This window comes from Brevundimonas sp. (genome assembly GCF_052436175.1).
Classification (GTDB): Bacteria; Pseudomonadota; Alphaproteobacteria; order Caulobacterales; family Caulobacteraceae; genus Brevundimonas.
In genome coordinates this window covers 1-14,918 of the sequence record NZ_JBQVNM010000067.1, presented here as the reverse complement: position 1 = coordinate 14,918, position 14,918 = coordinate 1, and the positions used below count along the sequence as shown (strand labels likewise).

10 protein-coding genes are annotated in these 14,918 nt (G+C 69.7%); 4 read left to right on the top strand and 6 right to left on the bottom strand.

The features are described from left to right. The 3 genes from ACT6QK_RS12875 to ACT6QK_RS12865 form a co-directional block, all read left to right on the top strand. Positions 1–525: cation:dicarboxylate symporter family transporter (locus ACT6QK_RS12875; protein WP_444598222.1), on the top strand; the 525-nt coding region annotated here is incomplete at its 5' end. Positions 526–591: 66 nt separating this feature from the next. After that, the gene (locus ACT6QK_RS12870) at positions 592–3,675 is read left to right on the top strand and encodes a TonB-dependent receptor domain-containing protein (protein ID WP_444598221.1); all 3,084 of its coding nucleotides are present in this window, start codon (positions 592–594) and stop codon (positions 3,673–3,675) included. A 17-nt stretch (positions 3,676–3,692) separates the two neighbouring features. After that, a complete protein-coding gene (locus ACT6QK_RS12865; RefSeq protein WP_444598220.1) occupies positions 3,693–5,045 on the top strand; it encodes a hypothetical protein in 1,353 nt (450 codons plus the stop codon). A 12-nt stretch (positions 5,046–5,057) separates the two neighbouring features. Here ACT6QK_RS12865 and ACT6QK_RS12860 read toward each other — a convergent pair whose 3' ends face one another. From ACT6QK_RS12860 to ACT6QK_RS12850, 3 genes are read right to left on the bottom strand one after another with little or no spacing between them, the layout of a single operon-like run. After that, a complete protein-coding gene (locus ACT6QK_RS12860) occupies positions 5,058–8,447 on the bottom strand; it encodes an error-prone DNA polymerase (RefSeq protein ID WP_444598219.1) in 3,390 nt (1,129 codons plus the stop codon). Beyond that, positions 8,444–10,024 (bottom strand): Y-family DNA polymerase, encoded by a 1,581-nt coding sequence (locus tag ACT6QK_RS12855; RefSeq protein ID WP_444598218.1) that lies wholly within the window; start codon positions 10,022–10,024, stop codon positions 8,444–8,446. Before ACT6QK_RS12855 ends, ACT6QK_RS12860 begins: the two co-directional genes overlap by 4 nt. Then, entirely contained in the window at positions 9,915–10,622 is a 708-nt protein-coding gene (locus ACT6QK_RS12850; RefSeq protein ID WP_444598217.1) for an ImuA family protein, read from the bottom strand. Before ACT6QK_RS12850 ends, ACT6QK_RS12855 begins: the two co-directional genes overlap by 110 nt. Before the next feature lie 218 nt (positions 10,623–10,840). Between ACT6QK_RS12850 and ACT6QK_RS12845 the strand changes: the two genes are divergently transcribed. Continuing rightward, the gene (locus ACT6QK_RS12845) at positions 10,841–11,821 is read left to right on the top strand and encodes a hypothetical protein (protein WP_444598216.1); all 981 of its coding nucleotides are present in this window, start codon (positions 10,841–10,843) and stop codon (positions 11,819–11,821) included. 3 nt (positions 11,822–11,824) lie between these two features. On the opposite strand, the gene ACT6QK_RS12840 is transcribed toward ACT6QK_RS12845, so the two are convergent. From ACT6QK_RS12840 to ACT6QK_RS12830, 3 genes are all read right to left on the bottom strand, one after another. Then, on the bottom strand, positions 11,825–12,727 hold the full coding sequence (locus tag ACT6QK_RS12840; protein ID WP_444598215.1) for an RDD family protein: 903 nt from the start codon (positions 12,725–12,727) through the stop codon (positions 11,825–11,827). Then, complete coding sequence (locus ACT6QK_RS12835; protein WP_444598214.1) at positions 12,717–13,724, bottom strand: stage II sporulation protein M; 1,008 nt, start codon at positions 13,722–13,724, stop codon at positions 12,717–12,719. The genes ACT6QK_RS12840 and ACT6QK_RS12835 overlap by 11 nt, the downstream gene beginning before the upstream one ends. After that, a partial coding sequence (locus ACT6QK_RS12830; RefSeq protein WP_444598213.1) for a DUF58 domain-containing protein occupies positions 13,721–14,918 on the bottom strand: 1,198 nt, incomplete at its 5' end. The genes ACT6QK_RS12830 and ACT6QK_RS12835, both read right to left, overlap by 4 nt.

The following is a 14,918-nucleotide window of genomic DNA, read 5'->3' as shown; positions in this document are numbered from 1 at the left end:
TCCTCTTCCGAGGCCGCCCTGCCCAGCCTGCTGCAGAAGATGGAGCGGGCCGGCGCGTCCAAGTCGGTCGTCGGCCTTGTCGTGCCGACCGGCTATTCGTTCAACCTGGACGGCACCAACATCTACATGACCATGGCGGCCCTGTTCATCGCCCAGGCGCTGAACATCGACCTGAGCCTGAGCGACCAGATCATGCTGCTGCTGGTGGCCATGCTGAGCTCCAAGGGGGCGGCGGGCATCACCGGGGCCGGCTTCATCACCCTGGCGGCGACCCTGGCGGTCGTGCCCTCGGTGCCGATCGCGGGCATGGCCCTGATCCTCGGCGTCGACCGCTTCATGAGCGAGTGCCGGGCCCTGACCAACTTCATCGGCAACGCCGTGGCCACCATCGTGGTCGCGCGCTGGGAGGGCGAGCTGGACCGCGACGCCCTGAACGCCGCCCTGAACGGAAACCCGCAGCCCCTGGCGGCGGCGCCCGATCCGGCCGCGGGGCCGGGAGACGATCTGGTCCTGGCGGACGACTGACCGCCGGGACGCATTCGAGACGCGGGAACGCCGGTCACAACGGCGGCCCACAAGGAGGAGGAAGACATGAAGACCCAAACCAGACTGGCCCTGATGGCGACGTCGGCCTCGGTCGTGCTGACGATGGCGGCGGGCGCCGCCTGGGCCCAGACGACGCCGGATGCGGCTCCGGCCGAGGCGGACGCCGAGGCCGCCCAGGTCGAGGACATCGTGGTCGTCGGCTCGCAGATCCGCGGCGCCTCCACCACGGCCGCCCTGCCTGTCGTGGTCCTGGGTCAGGAAGAGATCGCGGCGACCGGGGCGGTCTCGGGCGACGATCTGTTCCGCTCCATCCCCCAGATGGGCGACGTCCTGTTCGACAGCGCCAACAACCCCCAGACGTCGAACTCGGCGCGCGGCGACGTGAACTCGGTGAACCTGCGGTCGCTCGGCGTCGGCAACACCCTGGTCCTGCTGAACGGCCGCCGTCTGGTTCAGCACCCGACCAGTCAGGGCACGTCCGACACCGGCACCGTGCCGGTCCAGAGCTTCAACTCCAACGCCGTGCCTGTCGCCGGTCTGGATCGGGTCGAGGTTCTGCTGGACGGCGCCGCCGCCATTTACGGCGCCGACGCCGTGGCCGGGGTGGTCAACACCGTCCTGCGCAGCGACTTCGACGGCCTGAGCATGGACCTGCAGTATGGCGGGGCCGAAGACACCTCGATGAGGGAGTTCGAGGCGAACGTCTTCGCCGGCAAGGACTTCGAGCGCGGAAACCTGTCGCTGTTCGTCAACTATGCGGACCGCACCGCCCTGATGGCGGCGGATCAGGACTTCACCCGCAGCGACGACTTGCGGCCCTTCTTCTCCCAGTATGCGGGCTATGAGACCTCCACCGTGCCGGACGCGCGCTCATCCCACTCCCCCTGGGCCCAGCTCAGTGTCCCGGCGACCACCACGGCCCTGCGTGTGCGTCAGGGCACGACGGTCCTGACCACCGCCGCCGGCGCCTTCCACTACCAGCCCGAAAGCTTCGGCTGCGCGGGCGTGGATCTGGGCGACATCTGTCTGGTTAGCGGCACGGTGGCCTATACGGGCGTGAACCGCGACATGCGCTACGACACCCGCTACGGGACCACGGTGCGGCCGTCGGTCGAGCGTCTGAATGTCTATCTGTCCGGCCACTATGAACTGACGCCCAATGTCACCGCCTTCGGCGAGTTCGGCGTCTATGCGGCCGAGAGCAAGGCGATCCAGCCGGCGGTCGTGAACCTCAACGGCCTGTGGATCCCGGCCTCGAACTACTACAACCCCTTCGGCCCGGTGACCTTCGCCGGTGGAGCGGCGAACCCCAACCGCCTGCCCAACCTGGTCAATGTTCCGGCCGCCGGCCTGCCGGTCCGTCTGGCCAACTATCGTTTCGTCGACACCGGCTTCCAGGAGGTCACCGTCAAGAACTACCAGGCCCGCGCCCTGGGCGGTCTGCGCGGCGAATGGCGCGGCTTCGACTGGGAGACGGCGCTGCTCTATTCCGAGGCCGAGGCCGAGGACGTCTCCCCCAACATCAACATGACCAAGCTGCAGGCGCAGCTCGCCCTGTCCACGCCGGACGCCTACAACCCCTTCGGCGGCGGCTGCGTCGATACCCCCAGCTATCGCGACTGTCAGGTTTCGTCCCAGGCCGCGATCGACGCCATCACCTTCGACATGAAGCGGGTGTCGCGCACGACCCTGGCTTTGGCCGACTTCAAGGTGTCGCGTCGCGACCTGATGACCCTGCCGGGCGGCCCGCTGGGCATGGCGGCGGGCGTGGAGGTGCGTCGCGAAACCCAGTCGGATGACCGCGACGAGAACCTGGACGGGACCTTCACCTTCGTGGACATGGTCTCGGGCGAGCGGAACCAGTCGAACGTCTCGGCCGTCAGCCCCAACCCGGACACCAAGGGCGACCGGACGGTGGCCGGCGCCTTCATCGAGTTCGCCGTGCCGGTTGTCTCGCCGGAAATGAATGTCCCGCTGATCTACAGCCTGGACGTCCAGATCGCCGGTCGGGCCGAGCACTATTCGGACTTCGGCTCGGTGGCCAAGCCCAAGATCGCCATGGCTTGGGACATCATCGACGGCCTGCGGGTCCGGGCCTCCTATTCCGAAGGCTTCCGCGCGCCCAACCTGGAACAGGTCAACGCCACCCAGTACGCCCGCTCCAACAGCGGCATCGACTATTACAAGTGCGAGGCCGACCTCCGCGCCGGGCGCATCGCCACCTTCAACGCCTGCAACCGCACGGCCAGCGTGCCCCTGCTGATCTCGGGCAATCCCGACCTGAAGCCGGAGGAAAGCACCAACCAGTCGGTCGGTCTGGTCTTCCAGCCGCGCTTCTTGCCCGAGGCCTTGGGCGATTTCACCTTCACGGTCGATCGCTGGAAGATCGAACAGACCGACATCGTCGGTCTGCTGGGTGGCCAGAGCGGCCGGACCCTGGACTATCTGCTGCGGATGCAGGGCTCGTCCAATCCGGCGGTCGTGCGCGCGGCGCCGACGGCCGATGACGTGGCCCTGTTCGCCGGGACCGGTCTGACGGCGGTCGGCGACATCGTCAGCGTCGCGGACCAGTTCATCAACCTGCTGCCTCAGACGGTCGAGGGCGTGGACTACGGGATCGCCTGGACCAAGCGCCGTACGGCCTGGGGCACCTTCAGCGTCAGGTTCAACGCCTCGCAACTGCTGACCTTCTCGCGTGCGCCCGGCGACATCATCGACAGCCTCTATGCGGCCCGGGCCGCAGGGACGATCAACGCCCTGACCTCCCTGCCGGACTCGAGCCAGCTGATCGCCCAAGGCGGCCGGCCGGAATGGCGGATCAACACCAGCGTCACCTGGCGTAAGGGGCCGTGGCGCGCGGGTCTGTCGACCCAGTACGTCAGCGAGGTCGAACAGACCTCCCTGCTGAGTGCGACGGGAACCCCGTGGGTCGTGGACAGCCAGTTCCTGGTCAACCTCTATGGCGACTACGAGTTCGGCGACGAGGGCTTCGCGGCCGGGGCCCGGGTTCGGGTCGGCGTCCGTGATGCGGCCGACCAGGGCCCGCCCCTGGCCGACGGCGGCTATCTGGGGTCGGTTCACCGTCCATACGGCCGTTACTGGTACGCCCGGATCAGCAAGACCTTCTGAGGGTCAGGGGCATGGCGATGACGGTGCGTTCGATTGCGGCTTTCGCGCTTCTGGCCGTCTTCTGGGCGGGGTTCGCCCCGCTCGCCCACGCCGGGCAGACGCCCGTTCCCATCCCGACGCCCGCGACGGTGGCGGGCGGGCCGTCCACGGCCCCCTGTCCATCCGACCTGCCCGCCGGCGCCCGCTGCTGGCGCGGCGGCACGGCCCAGGGCGCCTTCTACTGGATCGCGATTCCGGCGAACTGGAACGGCTCGCTGGTGGTCCATGCCCACGGGGGGCCGCGCACGGGAACGCCGGAGGTCGACGATCCGGTCGAGGACCTGCAGCGGTTCGCCGTCACGGTGCGCGAGGGCTATGCCTGGATCGGCTCGACCTATCGGCGCGGCGGATACGGCGTGCGGATGGCGGCCGAGGACACCGACATCGTCCGCCGCGTCTTCTGGACCCTGTTCGGCAAGCCGAAGCGGACGATCCTGCACGGCCAGTCCTGGGGCGGGAATGTCGCGGCCAAGGCGGCGGAGCTCTACGCCCTCGATGCCGACGGACACCGCAACTACGACGGGGTTATGCTGACGAACGGCCTCGTCGCGGGCGGCACGCGCGGCTACGGTTTCCGGGCCGACCTCAGGGCCGTCTACCAGTTCTATTGCCGGAATCACCCGCGCCCGTCCGAGACGCAGTATCCACTGTGGCAGGGCCTGCCGGCCGGGGCGCGGATGACGCGGGCGGAGCTGACGCGCCGGGTCAACGAATGCACGGGTCTGGACAAGTCTGCCGCGCAGCGCACGCCGGAGCAGGCGCGGGCGCTGGACAACATTCTGGCCGTCGTGGGGATCGAGGAGGGCGCGTTGGTGGCTCACCTGGCCTGGGCCACCAACCTGTTTCAGGACATGGTCCATGAGCGGCTGGAGGGACTGAACCCGTTCGACAACAGCCAGACCGTCTATGCCGGTTCGGACGACGACGCGGCCCTGAACGCCGGGGTCGAGCGGTTCTCGGCCGATCCCCGGGCCGTGGCGCGGCTGGCCTATGACGCCGACCTCAGCGGCCTGATCGTCCTGCCGACGGTGAGCATTCACGCCAAGAAGGACCCGACCGTCTTCGTCGGGGTCGAGGCCCTGTATCGCCAGACGGTGGACCGCGCCGGGCGAGGCGACCTGCTGGTCCAGACCTTCACCGACGAGGACCAGCATTCGAAACTGAGCACGCCGGAATATGCCGCACTGCTGCACGGCCTGATGGACTGGATCGAAAAGGGGCAGAAGCCCGATCCGGTTTCGATCGCGGCCCGCTGTGCGGCCGTTGCGCCTGCCTATGGCGAGCCCTGTCTGTTCGACACGGACTTCGCGCCGACGCCAGAGTCTCGCTGAGCTGTCCTGCCCTCAGTGGAAATCCCGCGAGCCGGGCAGGACCCGGACGTCGCGCGGGTGGCGGTGCGGGGGATAGCGGGGCGCCTGGGAGCGGGCGATCTCGTCGGCGCGGCACAGCTGGACGTCGGCCTCATGATCCTCCGACAGGCCGGCCAATTCGGCGGTGCGGTCGAAGACGCGGCGGGCGACGACATGGGTGACGCCCTCGGGGCTCTTCTCGACCACCCCCTCGACCTCCATCAGCCGGGCGGCCATGACCTCGCGGCGGAACTGTTCGAACATCCGCGCCCACAGGACCACGTTGGTGATCCCGGTCTCGTCCTCCAGGGTGACGAAGATGGCGTTGCCCTTGCCCGGCCGCTGACGCACCAGCACCACCCCGGCGACCCGGACCTGAGACCCGCCGCGCAGGGCCTCGGTTTCCGCGCAGCTGCGCACCCGTTCGGCTGTGAAGACGGGGCGGAGGATGGCCATGGGGTGGGCCTTCAGCGACAGGCGAACGGTCTGGTAGTCGGCCGCCACATGCTCGCCCAGCGGCATCAGCGGCAGATCGGCCTCAGGCTCGGCGCCCAGTTCGCGGGCGCCCCGATCCCGCGCCTCGGCCGCCGCGAACAGGGGCAGGGCGCCATCGTCGGGCAGGCGGCGCACCGCCCACAGGGCCTCGCGCCGATCCAGCCCCAGGGATCGGAAGGCGTCGGCGTCGGCCAGTTTGCGCATGGCGGCGGCGGGCAGGTTCGCGCGCCGGGCCAGGCTCTCGACATCGGCGAAGGGGCCCTCGAACCGGGCTGCCATAAGGGCTGTGGCCCAGGCCTCTCGGAAACCATCGATCTGGCGCAGGCCCAGGCGGAGAGCGAGCTGGTCGGGCGGCCCCTCCAGACTGTTGTCCCAGTCGCTGTGCGACACGTCGACCGGCCGCGCCTCGACCCCGCCGATCTCCTGCGCCTCCCGCACGATCTGGGCCGGGGCGTAGAAGCCCATCGGCTGGCTGTTCAACAGGGCGCAGGCGAAGGCGGCGGGATGCCAGCGCTTGATCCATGAGGAGACATAGACGAGCCGGGCGAAGGAGGCGGCGTGGCTCTCGGGAAAGCCGTAGGAGCCGAACCCCTTGATCTGGTCGAAACAGCGTTGCGCGAAGTCGGGCGGATAGCCCCGCTCGATCATCCGCCCGACGAACCGGTCCTCCCAGGTGTGCAGCGTGCCGTCGCCCCGGAAGGCGCCCATGGCCTTCCTCAGCCCGTTGGCCTCCCGGTCGTTGAACTCGGCGGCGACCATGGCGACCTTCATGGCCTGTTCCTGGAACAGGGGCACGCCGAGGGTCCGATGCAGCACCTGCTTGAGCTCTTCGGGCGGACCGTGATCGGGCGAGGGGGCTTCGTAATGGACCGCCTCGGTCCCGTTGCGGCGTCTCAGATAGGGATGGACCATGTCGCCCTGGATCGGGCCGGGCCGGACGATGGCGACCTGGATGACGAGGTCGTAGATCTCGCGCGGTTTCAGCCGGGGCAGCATGTTGATCTGGGCGCGGCTCTCGACCTGGAAGACGCCGATGGAATGGCCCCGGCACAGCATGTCGTAGACGGCCGGATCCTCGCGAGGGATCGTGTGCAACTCCCAGTCCTCATCCCTGTGCGCCCGGATCAGGTCGAAGGCCTTGCGGATGCAGGTCAGCATGCCGAGCGCCAGCACATCGACCTTCATCAGCCTGAGGGCGTCGATGTCGTCCTTGTCCCATTCGATGAAGGTGCGGTCGGGCATGGCCGCATTGCCGATGGGGACCAGGTCGTCGAGCCGGTCCTGGGTCAGGATGAAACCGCCGACGTGCTGGGAGAGGTGGCGCGGCGTGTCGAGCAGCCGCGTCGCCATGGCGACGGCGCGTTCGATCATCGGATTTTCGGGATCCAGACCGGCCTGACGGATATGGTGGTCGCCGATCTCCGTGCCCCAGCTTCCCCACTGACTGGCGGCCAGTCGGGCGGTGACGTCCTCGGTCAGACCGAGCGCCTTGCCGACCTCGCGGATGGCGCTGCGGGGGCGGTAGTGGATGACGGTGGCGGCGATGCCGGCGCGGTGACGGCCATAGCGTTCATAGAGGTGCTGGATGATCTCCTCGCGCCGCTCGTGCTCGAAATCCACGTCGATGTCGGGCGGCTCGTCCCGGTCGTCGGACAGGAAGCGCTCGAACAGGAGGTCGGTCGTCGCGGGGTCGACCGAGGTGATGCCCAGCACATAGCAGACGGCGGAATTGGCCGCCGATCCGCGGCCCTGACACAGGATGCGCTTGTCATTCGCCACGCGAACAATGTCGTAGATGGTCAGGAAATAGTGGGCGAATTCCTTTTTGGCGATGAAGGCCAATTCCTTGGTCAGCAGGTCGCGGACGCTGTCTGGAACGCCGTCGGGATAGCGGATATCCGCGTGACGCCAGGTGAGGGCCTCAAGCCAGGGCTGGGCCTGCCAGCCGGGCGGGACGGGCTCTTCCGGATACTGGTATTGCAACTGATCCAGATCGAAGGCGACGCGGCCGAGGACGGCGGTCGTCTCCGGGACGATCTCGGGGGCATGGCGAAACAGGCGGGCCATTTCGGCCGGCGGCTTCAGCCAGCGTTCGGCGTTGGCCATCAGGCGGCGTCCAGCCGTGTCGATCGTCACGCCTTCGCGGATACAGGTCATGACGTCCTGCAGGTCGCGCTCTTCGGCCGAGTGATAGAGGGCGTCGTTGGTGGCGATCAGAGGGAGACCCACGCGGGCCGCAATGACCTTCAGCCGGGACAGACGGCGCAGGTCGTCGCCGCGCCGAAGCATCGACGCCGCCAGCCAGACCGCTCCCGGCGCGCCCTCGGCGACGCGGGTCAGGACCGCGTCGAATCCAGCCAACCGGTCGGGCGGCATGACGATCAGCAGCAGGCCCTCGGGATCGGCCAGCAGGTCCGACAGGCCGATCTCGCACCGGCCCTTGATCGCCCGGCGATTGCCGAGGGTCAGCAGCCGGGTCAGCCGACCCCAGCCGGCGCGGGTTTCGGGATAGGCGAGGATGTCGGGCGACCCGTCGTTGAACACCAGCCGGGCGCCGAGGATCAGGCGAAACGCCTTCGCCCTGACCTTGATCTCCTCGATCAGGGCGGAATCGTTCAGGGCCGCCTCGACGAAGGCGAATTCGCCGGGGCTGCCGCCGACCCGAACGCGCCGTCCCGGCAGCATGCCGTGTTCGCGGATCTCCTTCAGCGCCGTCCAGGCCCGCACCACCCCCGCCACCGTATTGCGATCCGCCAGCCCCAGTCCGGCCTGACCGCGCAGGAGGGCGGCCAGGACCATGTCCCCGGGGTGGGAGGCGCCGCGCAGAAAGGAAAAATGGCTCGCTGCGGCCAGTTCCGCGAAGTCCCCGCACGGATCCAGCCCGATCATGCGAACAGCCCATGGATGAACCAGCGGGGGGCGTCCTCGTCGGTGAACAGGCCCTGGCGGAACAGCCAGAAGCGACGCCCGTCGCGGTCCTCGACGCGGTAGTAGTCGCGGGTCTTCTGATCGGGCGCGCGCCACCATTCGCCGGAAATCCGCTCAGGTCCCTCGGCGCGGACGACCTCGTGCAGGACGCGGCGCCAGCGGAAGCGCAGGGGCGAGCCGTCGGGCACCTCGGCCAGGGTCTCGACGGGCTGGGGCGGGTCGAACATCTGCAGCGGGCGCAGGGGCGGGGCGTCGGGTTCGGGGGCGGGCCATTCGATGGGAAGGGCGGGTCGCGCCGCAGCGGCGGGGGCCGTCCGCACGGCGCGTTCGGGCCTGTGACTGTCCTGAGGTTCGAACCTCAGGACCGCCTCGGGCCCCAGTTTCGCGGTCAGCCGGTCGACCAGACGGCTGAAATCCTCGCGGCCGGGCGGTTCGCGCTCCAGCCCGCGCTGCGCGGGACGCAGGGTCTGGGTCAGGGGCATCGAGAGTCGCATCTGGTCGAAGCCGAAGCCCGGATCGAGGGGGGCGGCCAGGGCGGCCAGCCGTTCGCGAAACAGGCGCAGCACCACAGTGGGCTCTCGCGTCGGGCGGCCGGTGCGGACCATGATGCGGCGCACCTCTCCGTCCACGCGATAGAAGCCGGCCTCGAAGGCCCGTCCGCCCTGACCCGCCTGATCCAGCCGGTCCGCAGCCTCGACCAGCAGGTCGGACAACACGGCCTCGATGTCGGCTTCACGGGTGATGGGCTCGACCAGAATGCGGTCGACGACACAGAGGGCGGCGGGGCGGGACGGGGTGATCCGCACATCCTCCTGACCCAGAACCCGGGCCAGCCGCGAGGGGAAGTCGGCGCCGAAGCGGGCGGCCAGAGGCGCGCGCGGGCGGTCATCCAGATCGGCGATCCGCTTCAGCCCCGCCCGTCTCAGGGCCTGTTCGTCCTTCTCCGGCAGTTCCATGGCCGCGACCGGCAGGCGGCGGACGGCGGCGCGGTCCTCCCCTGGGGCGAAGACGCCGCCGGGGCCGAAGCGGGACAGGGCGCGGGCGGCCTGGGGCGTACAGGCCAGGGCGCTGCGGACCGCCAGCCCGATGCGCCCGGCGCGGGCCTCGGTGGCGCGGACCAGACCGGCCTCGCCGCCGAACAGATGGTCGCAGCCGGTGACGTCCATCAGCAGGCCGTGCGGGGCGTCGGCGCAGACCATGGGGCTGAAGCGGCCGAAATCCTCGACGATCCGGACCAGCAGGGCGTCGTCCAGATCCGGGCGATGGGTCACCGTGCGCAGATCGGGCGTCCGCGCCTGGGCGTCGGCCAGGGTCATGCCGGGCGACAGTCCGGCCCGCGCCGCCGCCGGATCGACGGCCGCCAGCCTCAGGGCGCCCTTGACCTTCTCGATCAGGACGACGGGGAGGGGAGGCCGTGGGGCCTCGCCCTCAGGCGACGCGGCGTCGGCCCGTTCCTGACGCCTCAGCCGGTCGCTGGGCAGCCAGGGGAACCAGATCGCCAGATAGCGGCGCGGGGGGGCGGAAGCGGCGTCCGTCACGGTCCCACTCCACGATCCAGGTCCGGGGCGCCCCGCCGCCGCGTCGCCGCAGCAGGGCGACGGAAAAAGACGGCCGCCCCGGCGCTCCGGCCTCGAGCGGTTCGGAAGGGGCGGCGGCGACCGACCACCGCGTCTCGGCCGCGCTGGGGGCGGGCGTCGCCGCGATCCGGGCCAGAAACAGGGTTCCACCCCCCGCCTCGGCCGCCAGGGCCAGTCGGCGACTGGCCGTCAGGGTCAGGGCCCGGGCCTCGCCCCAGGCGCTGAGCAGGACCGCGCCCACCGCCGGGCTGCGCACCGCCTCCTCGCCGATGGCCAGCAGGGTCTGGATGTCCCGCGCCCGGACCAGCAGAAGATCGTCCGGCTTCAGGCCCATCTCGTTGAGGCCCGGGCCATGCGGCCAGCCCCCTTCCCGGGCCACGGCCTCATGCAGGCCCCAGACCAGGGGTCGTCCCTTCGCCGCCTTCAACGCCAGGCCCAGGCCGAAGGCGTTGACCGAAACGGCGTCCGCCTCGGCTCCGGCATAGAGGTCGTGAACACAGCCGGCCGCCGTCAGTGCGGAGATGTCGTCGCCCGTCGGAACCGCACCTGTCGCCCGCACGGAACCGTTCCGGCGCTCGAGCGTCGCCAGTTGCGCCCTCAGCGCCTCGAGCCGGTCAGGAGAAGAACAAATGTTCTGCATTTGTTCTATATGCCGCCAGGCGCCCCCCGGGAGTCAAGGGCGTCGTCTCTGTGAAGCTTTTTCGCCTCTGGACGGATCGGGGTTGTCGGCGTCGCCACAGCGGGCGAACATCGCCTGCAATCAGCTCAGGAGGATACATGCGCGGCGCGGTGACGACATTCGACGAGGCGGCCGGGACCGGCGCCATCGCCGGGGACGATGGCGTCTCCTACGCCTTCGACGCCTCCTCGATCCGCTCGGCGCCGCCGCTGCCGGTCGGCCAGAGGGTGGATTTCGTCGCCGCCGACGGGGTCGCCACCGAGATCATCGCCCTGGCGGCGACGCCCGCGGCGCGGGCCTCGGCGGCCAACCCCTCCGGCGGGACCTATGGCAGTTTCGACCTCGGCCGGGTGATCCAGCGCACCTTCAAGGCCATCCAGCAGAACTGGGCCGTCTTCACCATCGCCTCGGTCATTCTGGTGGGCGTGCCGACGCTGCTGCAGACCTATGGCCAGACCAATATGGGCGGAGCCTATGATTTCAGTGGGACCAATCTGGCGATCACCGCCATCGGCTGGGTGCTCTGGATCGTCGGAACCTACATGCTTCAGGGCATCGTGGTGAAGGTCACCGTGAGCGGTCTAAACGGCAAGGCGATGGGCCTGGCTCCGGCCTTCGAGGCCGGCATCAAGCTGTTCCTTCCCCTGCTGGGTCTGGGCATCATCGCGGGCCTGGGGATGACGCTGGGCTTTATCCTGTTGATCGTGCCGGGGATCATCCTGGCGGTGATGTGGTCGGCCTCGACCGGCGCCGTCGTCGTGGAGGGTCGGGGCGTGTTCGAGAGTCTGCAGCGTAGCCGCGACCTGACGCGCGGCTATCGTTGGCCGATCTTCGGCCTGGCGGTGATCTATTTCGTGGTTTCGATGGTGATCGGCCTGCTGGTTGTCGGCGTCGGCGCGGCGACGGGGGGCAGCTTCACGGACGGCTCCCCCAATCTGGCGGTCAATATGGCGACAAGCGCGATCAGCAACATCCTGAGCGGGGTGATCGGCGGGGCCGGTGCGGCGGCGCTGTATTACGAGTTGCGCAGCGTCAAGGAAGGCGTCGGGCCCGAACACCTGGCCTCGGTGTTCGACTGACCCTCAGACGTCGTGCTTGTCGCGACGCCGGACGCCCATCAGCAGCCGCTGCTCCAGCCGCCCGCGCAGGGCGGCGTAGTAGGCGCTGAGGAAGTCTTCATCCGACTGGCCCCCGCCTCGCTGGGCCAGGTCGCGGGTCCAGCCGATCTTGCCGGCGATCCGCTCGGCCACGGCGTGGATCGTGCGGCGGTCACGCTGGCGCAGGACGGATTCGAGGACGTGCAGCTCCTTGGCGCCATAGGCGTCCAGCTGGGCTGTGGTGAAGGCGTAGCCGGCCATGCGCCCGGCCCCGTGGTCGGCCATGTCGCGCATCAGCTTGCGTCGCGGATTGCGCACAACCCAGGTGCCCCCGATCAGGTCGCCCGCGCGCAGCCGGTCCCTGTTGAACAGGGGGAAGAAGACGAAAATCCCGGCCCAGACCACGGCCAGGAGCCAGATCCAGCCGTCCGCCCCGCCGCTGTTGCTCTGGCTGATCAGAATGGAGAAGGGGACGAAGACCTCCAGCTCGCGCATCGCATTGCGGGCGAAGACGGATTCCGCCCTCAGCCGCCCGCCGTCGCGCGAAGCGACCCTGAGGCCGAAGATGCGTTTGCCCGGCGTCGCCGCCGCCGCCGACAGCTCGAAGGCGGTGAAGTAGAAGTTCCTCAGGAGGAAGAAGACCAGCAGCCAGATCACGGCCACGACCTCGAACCCGCTCCGACCTCCGGCGCCCATCGCCGCCGTGCCCAGGCCCATGACGGCCGCCGCGATGGTGAAGGCGATCAGGACCGCGATGATGATGGCGGCGTCCAGCAGGAAGGCCGCCGCCCTCTGGCCCGCCTCGCCGATGTTCAGCCGCAGATCGACGCCCTCGGGGGTGACGAAGGCGCGTTCGGTTCCAGAGGGGGCTTTCAGCTCAGCGGCCATCGACGGGGCTCCGGCGCGGACCGTAGAAGTAGGCGAACCAGATCAGGCCGGTGACGCCCGCCACCGTATAGCGCGCCCAGGTCTCGACGATCAGCTGACGGCCGAAGCCCTCCAGCAGACCCGCGACGAACAGCATGACGACGACCCCGGCCATGGCCACGGCGGCGGTGCGTCCGCTCTCGACCGCCGCATCCAGGCGGGTGCGGACGCCGGGGAAGGCGACGGCCCAGCCGATGCGAAGCCCGGCCGCCCCGGCGAGGACGACGGCGAACAGTTCGGTGACGCCGTGGATCATCAGCCAGCCGCCGATCTCCCATCCCAGCCCCCGGCTGGCGAACAGGGCGACGAAGGCCCCGACCGTCGCGCCGTTGTAGAGCAGCAGCAGGCCGGTCGGCAGGCAGAGCGCGAAGCCGAGAGCAAAGGCCAGGATGGCCACCTGGGCGTTGTGGGTGAACAGGGAGGCGGCGAAGACTGACAGGCCGTCGTGGCCGTCCGTTCCGTCCAGGGTCGCGCGCAGGGTCTCGGTCGAGGCGGCGGGATCGCGCCCATTGGCCATTTCGGCGGGCACGAAGGCGTAGAACCACTCGGGCTCGACGGTCACCAGCCAGGCCGCGACCAGGGCGCCCAGCAGCATCAGCCCGGCCGAGACCAGGGTCTCTCGCCATAGTCCCTTGACCGCGACGGGCCAGTCGCGCCGGAAGAAGCCGGTCACCCGGTCCTGAAGCGTGGCGCGCGAGCCGTAGACGAAGAAATAGGCCCGCGCCGACAGGGTCTCCAGAAACTCGATCAGTCCCTGATCCAGAGAGGTCTCGCGCGCCACCGACAGGGCGGACAGGGTCGAGCGGTAGAGGACCGGGACGGCCAGAATCTCCTCGTCGGTCAGCTTGCCGACCGACCCCTTCTCCGCCTTGTCCATCAGCCGTTCCAGCCGCGCCCAGTCGGCTTCGCGCTCGCGACGGAAGCGCTGGCTGCGCAGGGTGGGGGAGACGTCGCTCACAGCAGGTCCCTCCGCTTCAGGTCGAGGTAGGCGGTCAGCGCGTCCGGGCCGATGCGGTCGGCCGGGGCCTCGACGATATGGGCGCCCATGCGGCGCAACCGGGTCAGGACCAGCTCACGCTCTCGCATCAGGCCGGCGGCGACGACGGCGCGGGCCACGTCTTCGGCCTCCACGGGTTCGGCGGCGATCAGGCTCTCCAGCTCCTCGTCGCGCAGGACGACGAACAGGACCAGATGGCGCCGCAGCAGGCGGCCGAGGGATTCGATCATCAGCTCGGCGGCGGTGGAATCGGCGAAGTCGGTGAAGACGACCACCAGCGACCGCCGCTTCAGTCCTCCGGCCAGGGTGGAGAGGGCCAGGGTGTAGTTGGTCTCGTGCGTCGAATAGTCGATCCGCCCGGCCATCATCTGCAATGTGCCCAGGGCGTTCAGTCCGGCGAGCGGACCCGTATTGATCCGGGCAGCCGAGTCGAAGGCGAACAGGCCCGCACGGTCGCCGGATCTCAGACAGGCATAGGACAGCAAGAGAGCCGCATGGATGAACCGGTCTATGCGCGGCATGCCGCCGACCGGCTCGCAGGCCACCCGGCCGCAATCCAGGGCCATGATGACGTTGTGGTTGCGCTCGGTGCGGAACTCCTTGGCCAGCAGGGCGGCGTGGCGGGCGGACTGTTTCCAGTCGATGGCGCGCCGGTCCATGCCGGGCTGATAGTCGCTGAGGGCCTGGAACTCCGACCCCTCGCCGAGCTGGATCTGGGCCTTGGCGCCGAACAGGGCGTCGCGGGCGAACAGCCGCATGGCCTGATCCCGCACCATCTGGATGTCGCTCAGGACATGGACGGCGAGGCCGAGGTCGAAGGTCTTCTGCTTGAAGGCCAAACCCAGGGGGCCGGTCCAGCGCACCCAGAGCGTCTCCAGCGTCGAGGCGCCGCGTCGGGCCGGGGTGAAGGGAAAAGTCAGTCGCGTGGCGCGCGCCTGAACCGGGGCGCTGATCCGGTCTGCGTCGAGACCCAACCGGGCGTCGGAGGACAGGGCCGCCTGGATGCGGCCGGGCGTCGGACCCGATCCCTCGAAGGACAGCTCCAGTTCGGCGCCGCCCGGCCGGCCGACGGCGGCCCGCACCGGGTCGGGCGGGGCGAGGCTGAGCGCCGAGCGCGATCCGGCTCGCGCCGCGTCGAGGCCGACGACCAGCAGC

Coding starts and splice junctions, on each gene's coding strand:
- ACT6QK_RS12870 (WP_444598221.1), top strand. CDS start 592: ATGAAGACCCAAACCAGACTGGCCCTGATGGCGACGTCGGCCTCGGTC.
- ACT6QK_RS12865 (WP_444598220.1), top strand. CDS start 3,693: ATGACGGTGCGTTCGATTGCGGCTTTCGCGCTTCTGGCCGTCTTCTGG.
- ACT6QK_RS12860 (WP_444598219.1), bottom strand. CDS start 8,447: ATGATCGGGCTGGATCCGTGCGGGGACTTCGCGGAACTGGCCGCAGCG.
- ACT6QK_RS12845 (WP_444598216.1), top strand. CDS start 10,841: ATGCGCGGCGCGGTGACGACATTCGACGAGGCGGCCGGGACCGGCGCC.
- ACT6QK_RS12840 (WP_444598215.1), bottom strand. CDS start 12,727: ATGGCCGCTGAGCTGAAAGCCCCCTCTGGAACCGAACGCGCCTTCGTC.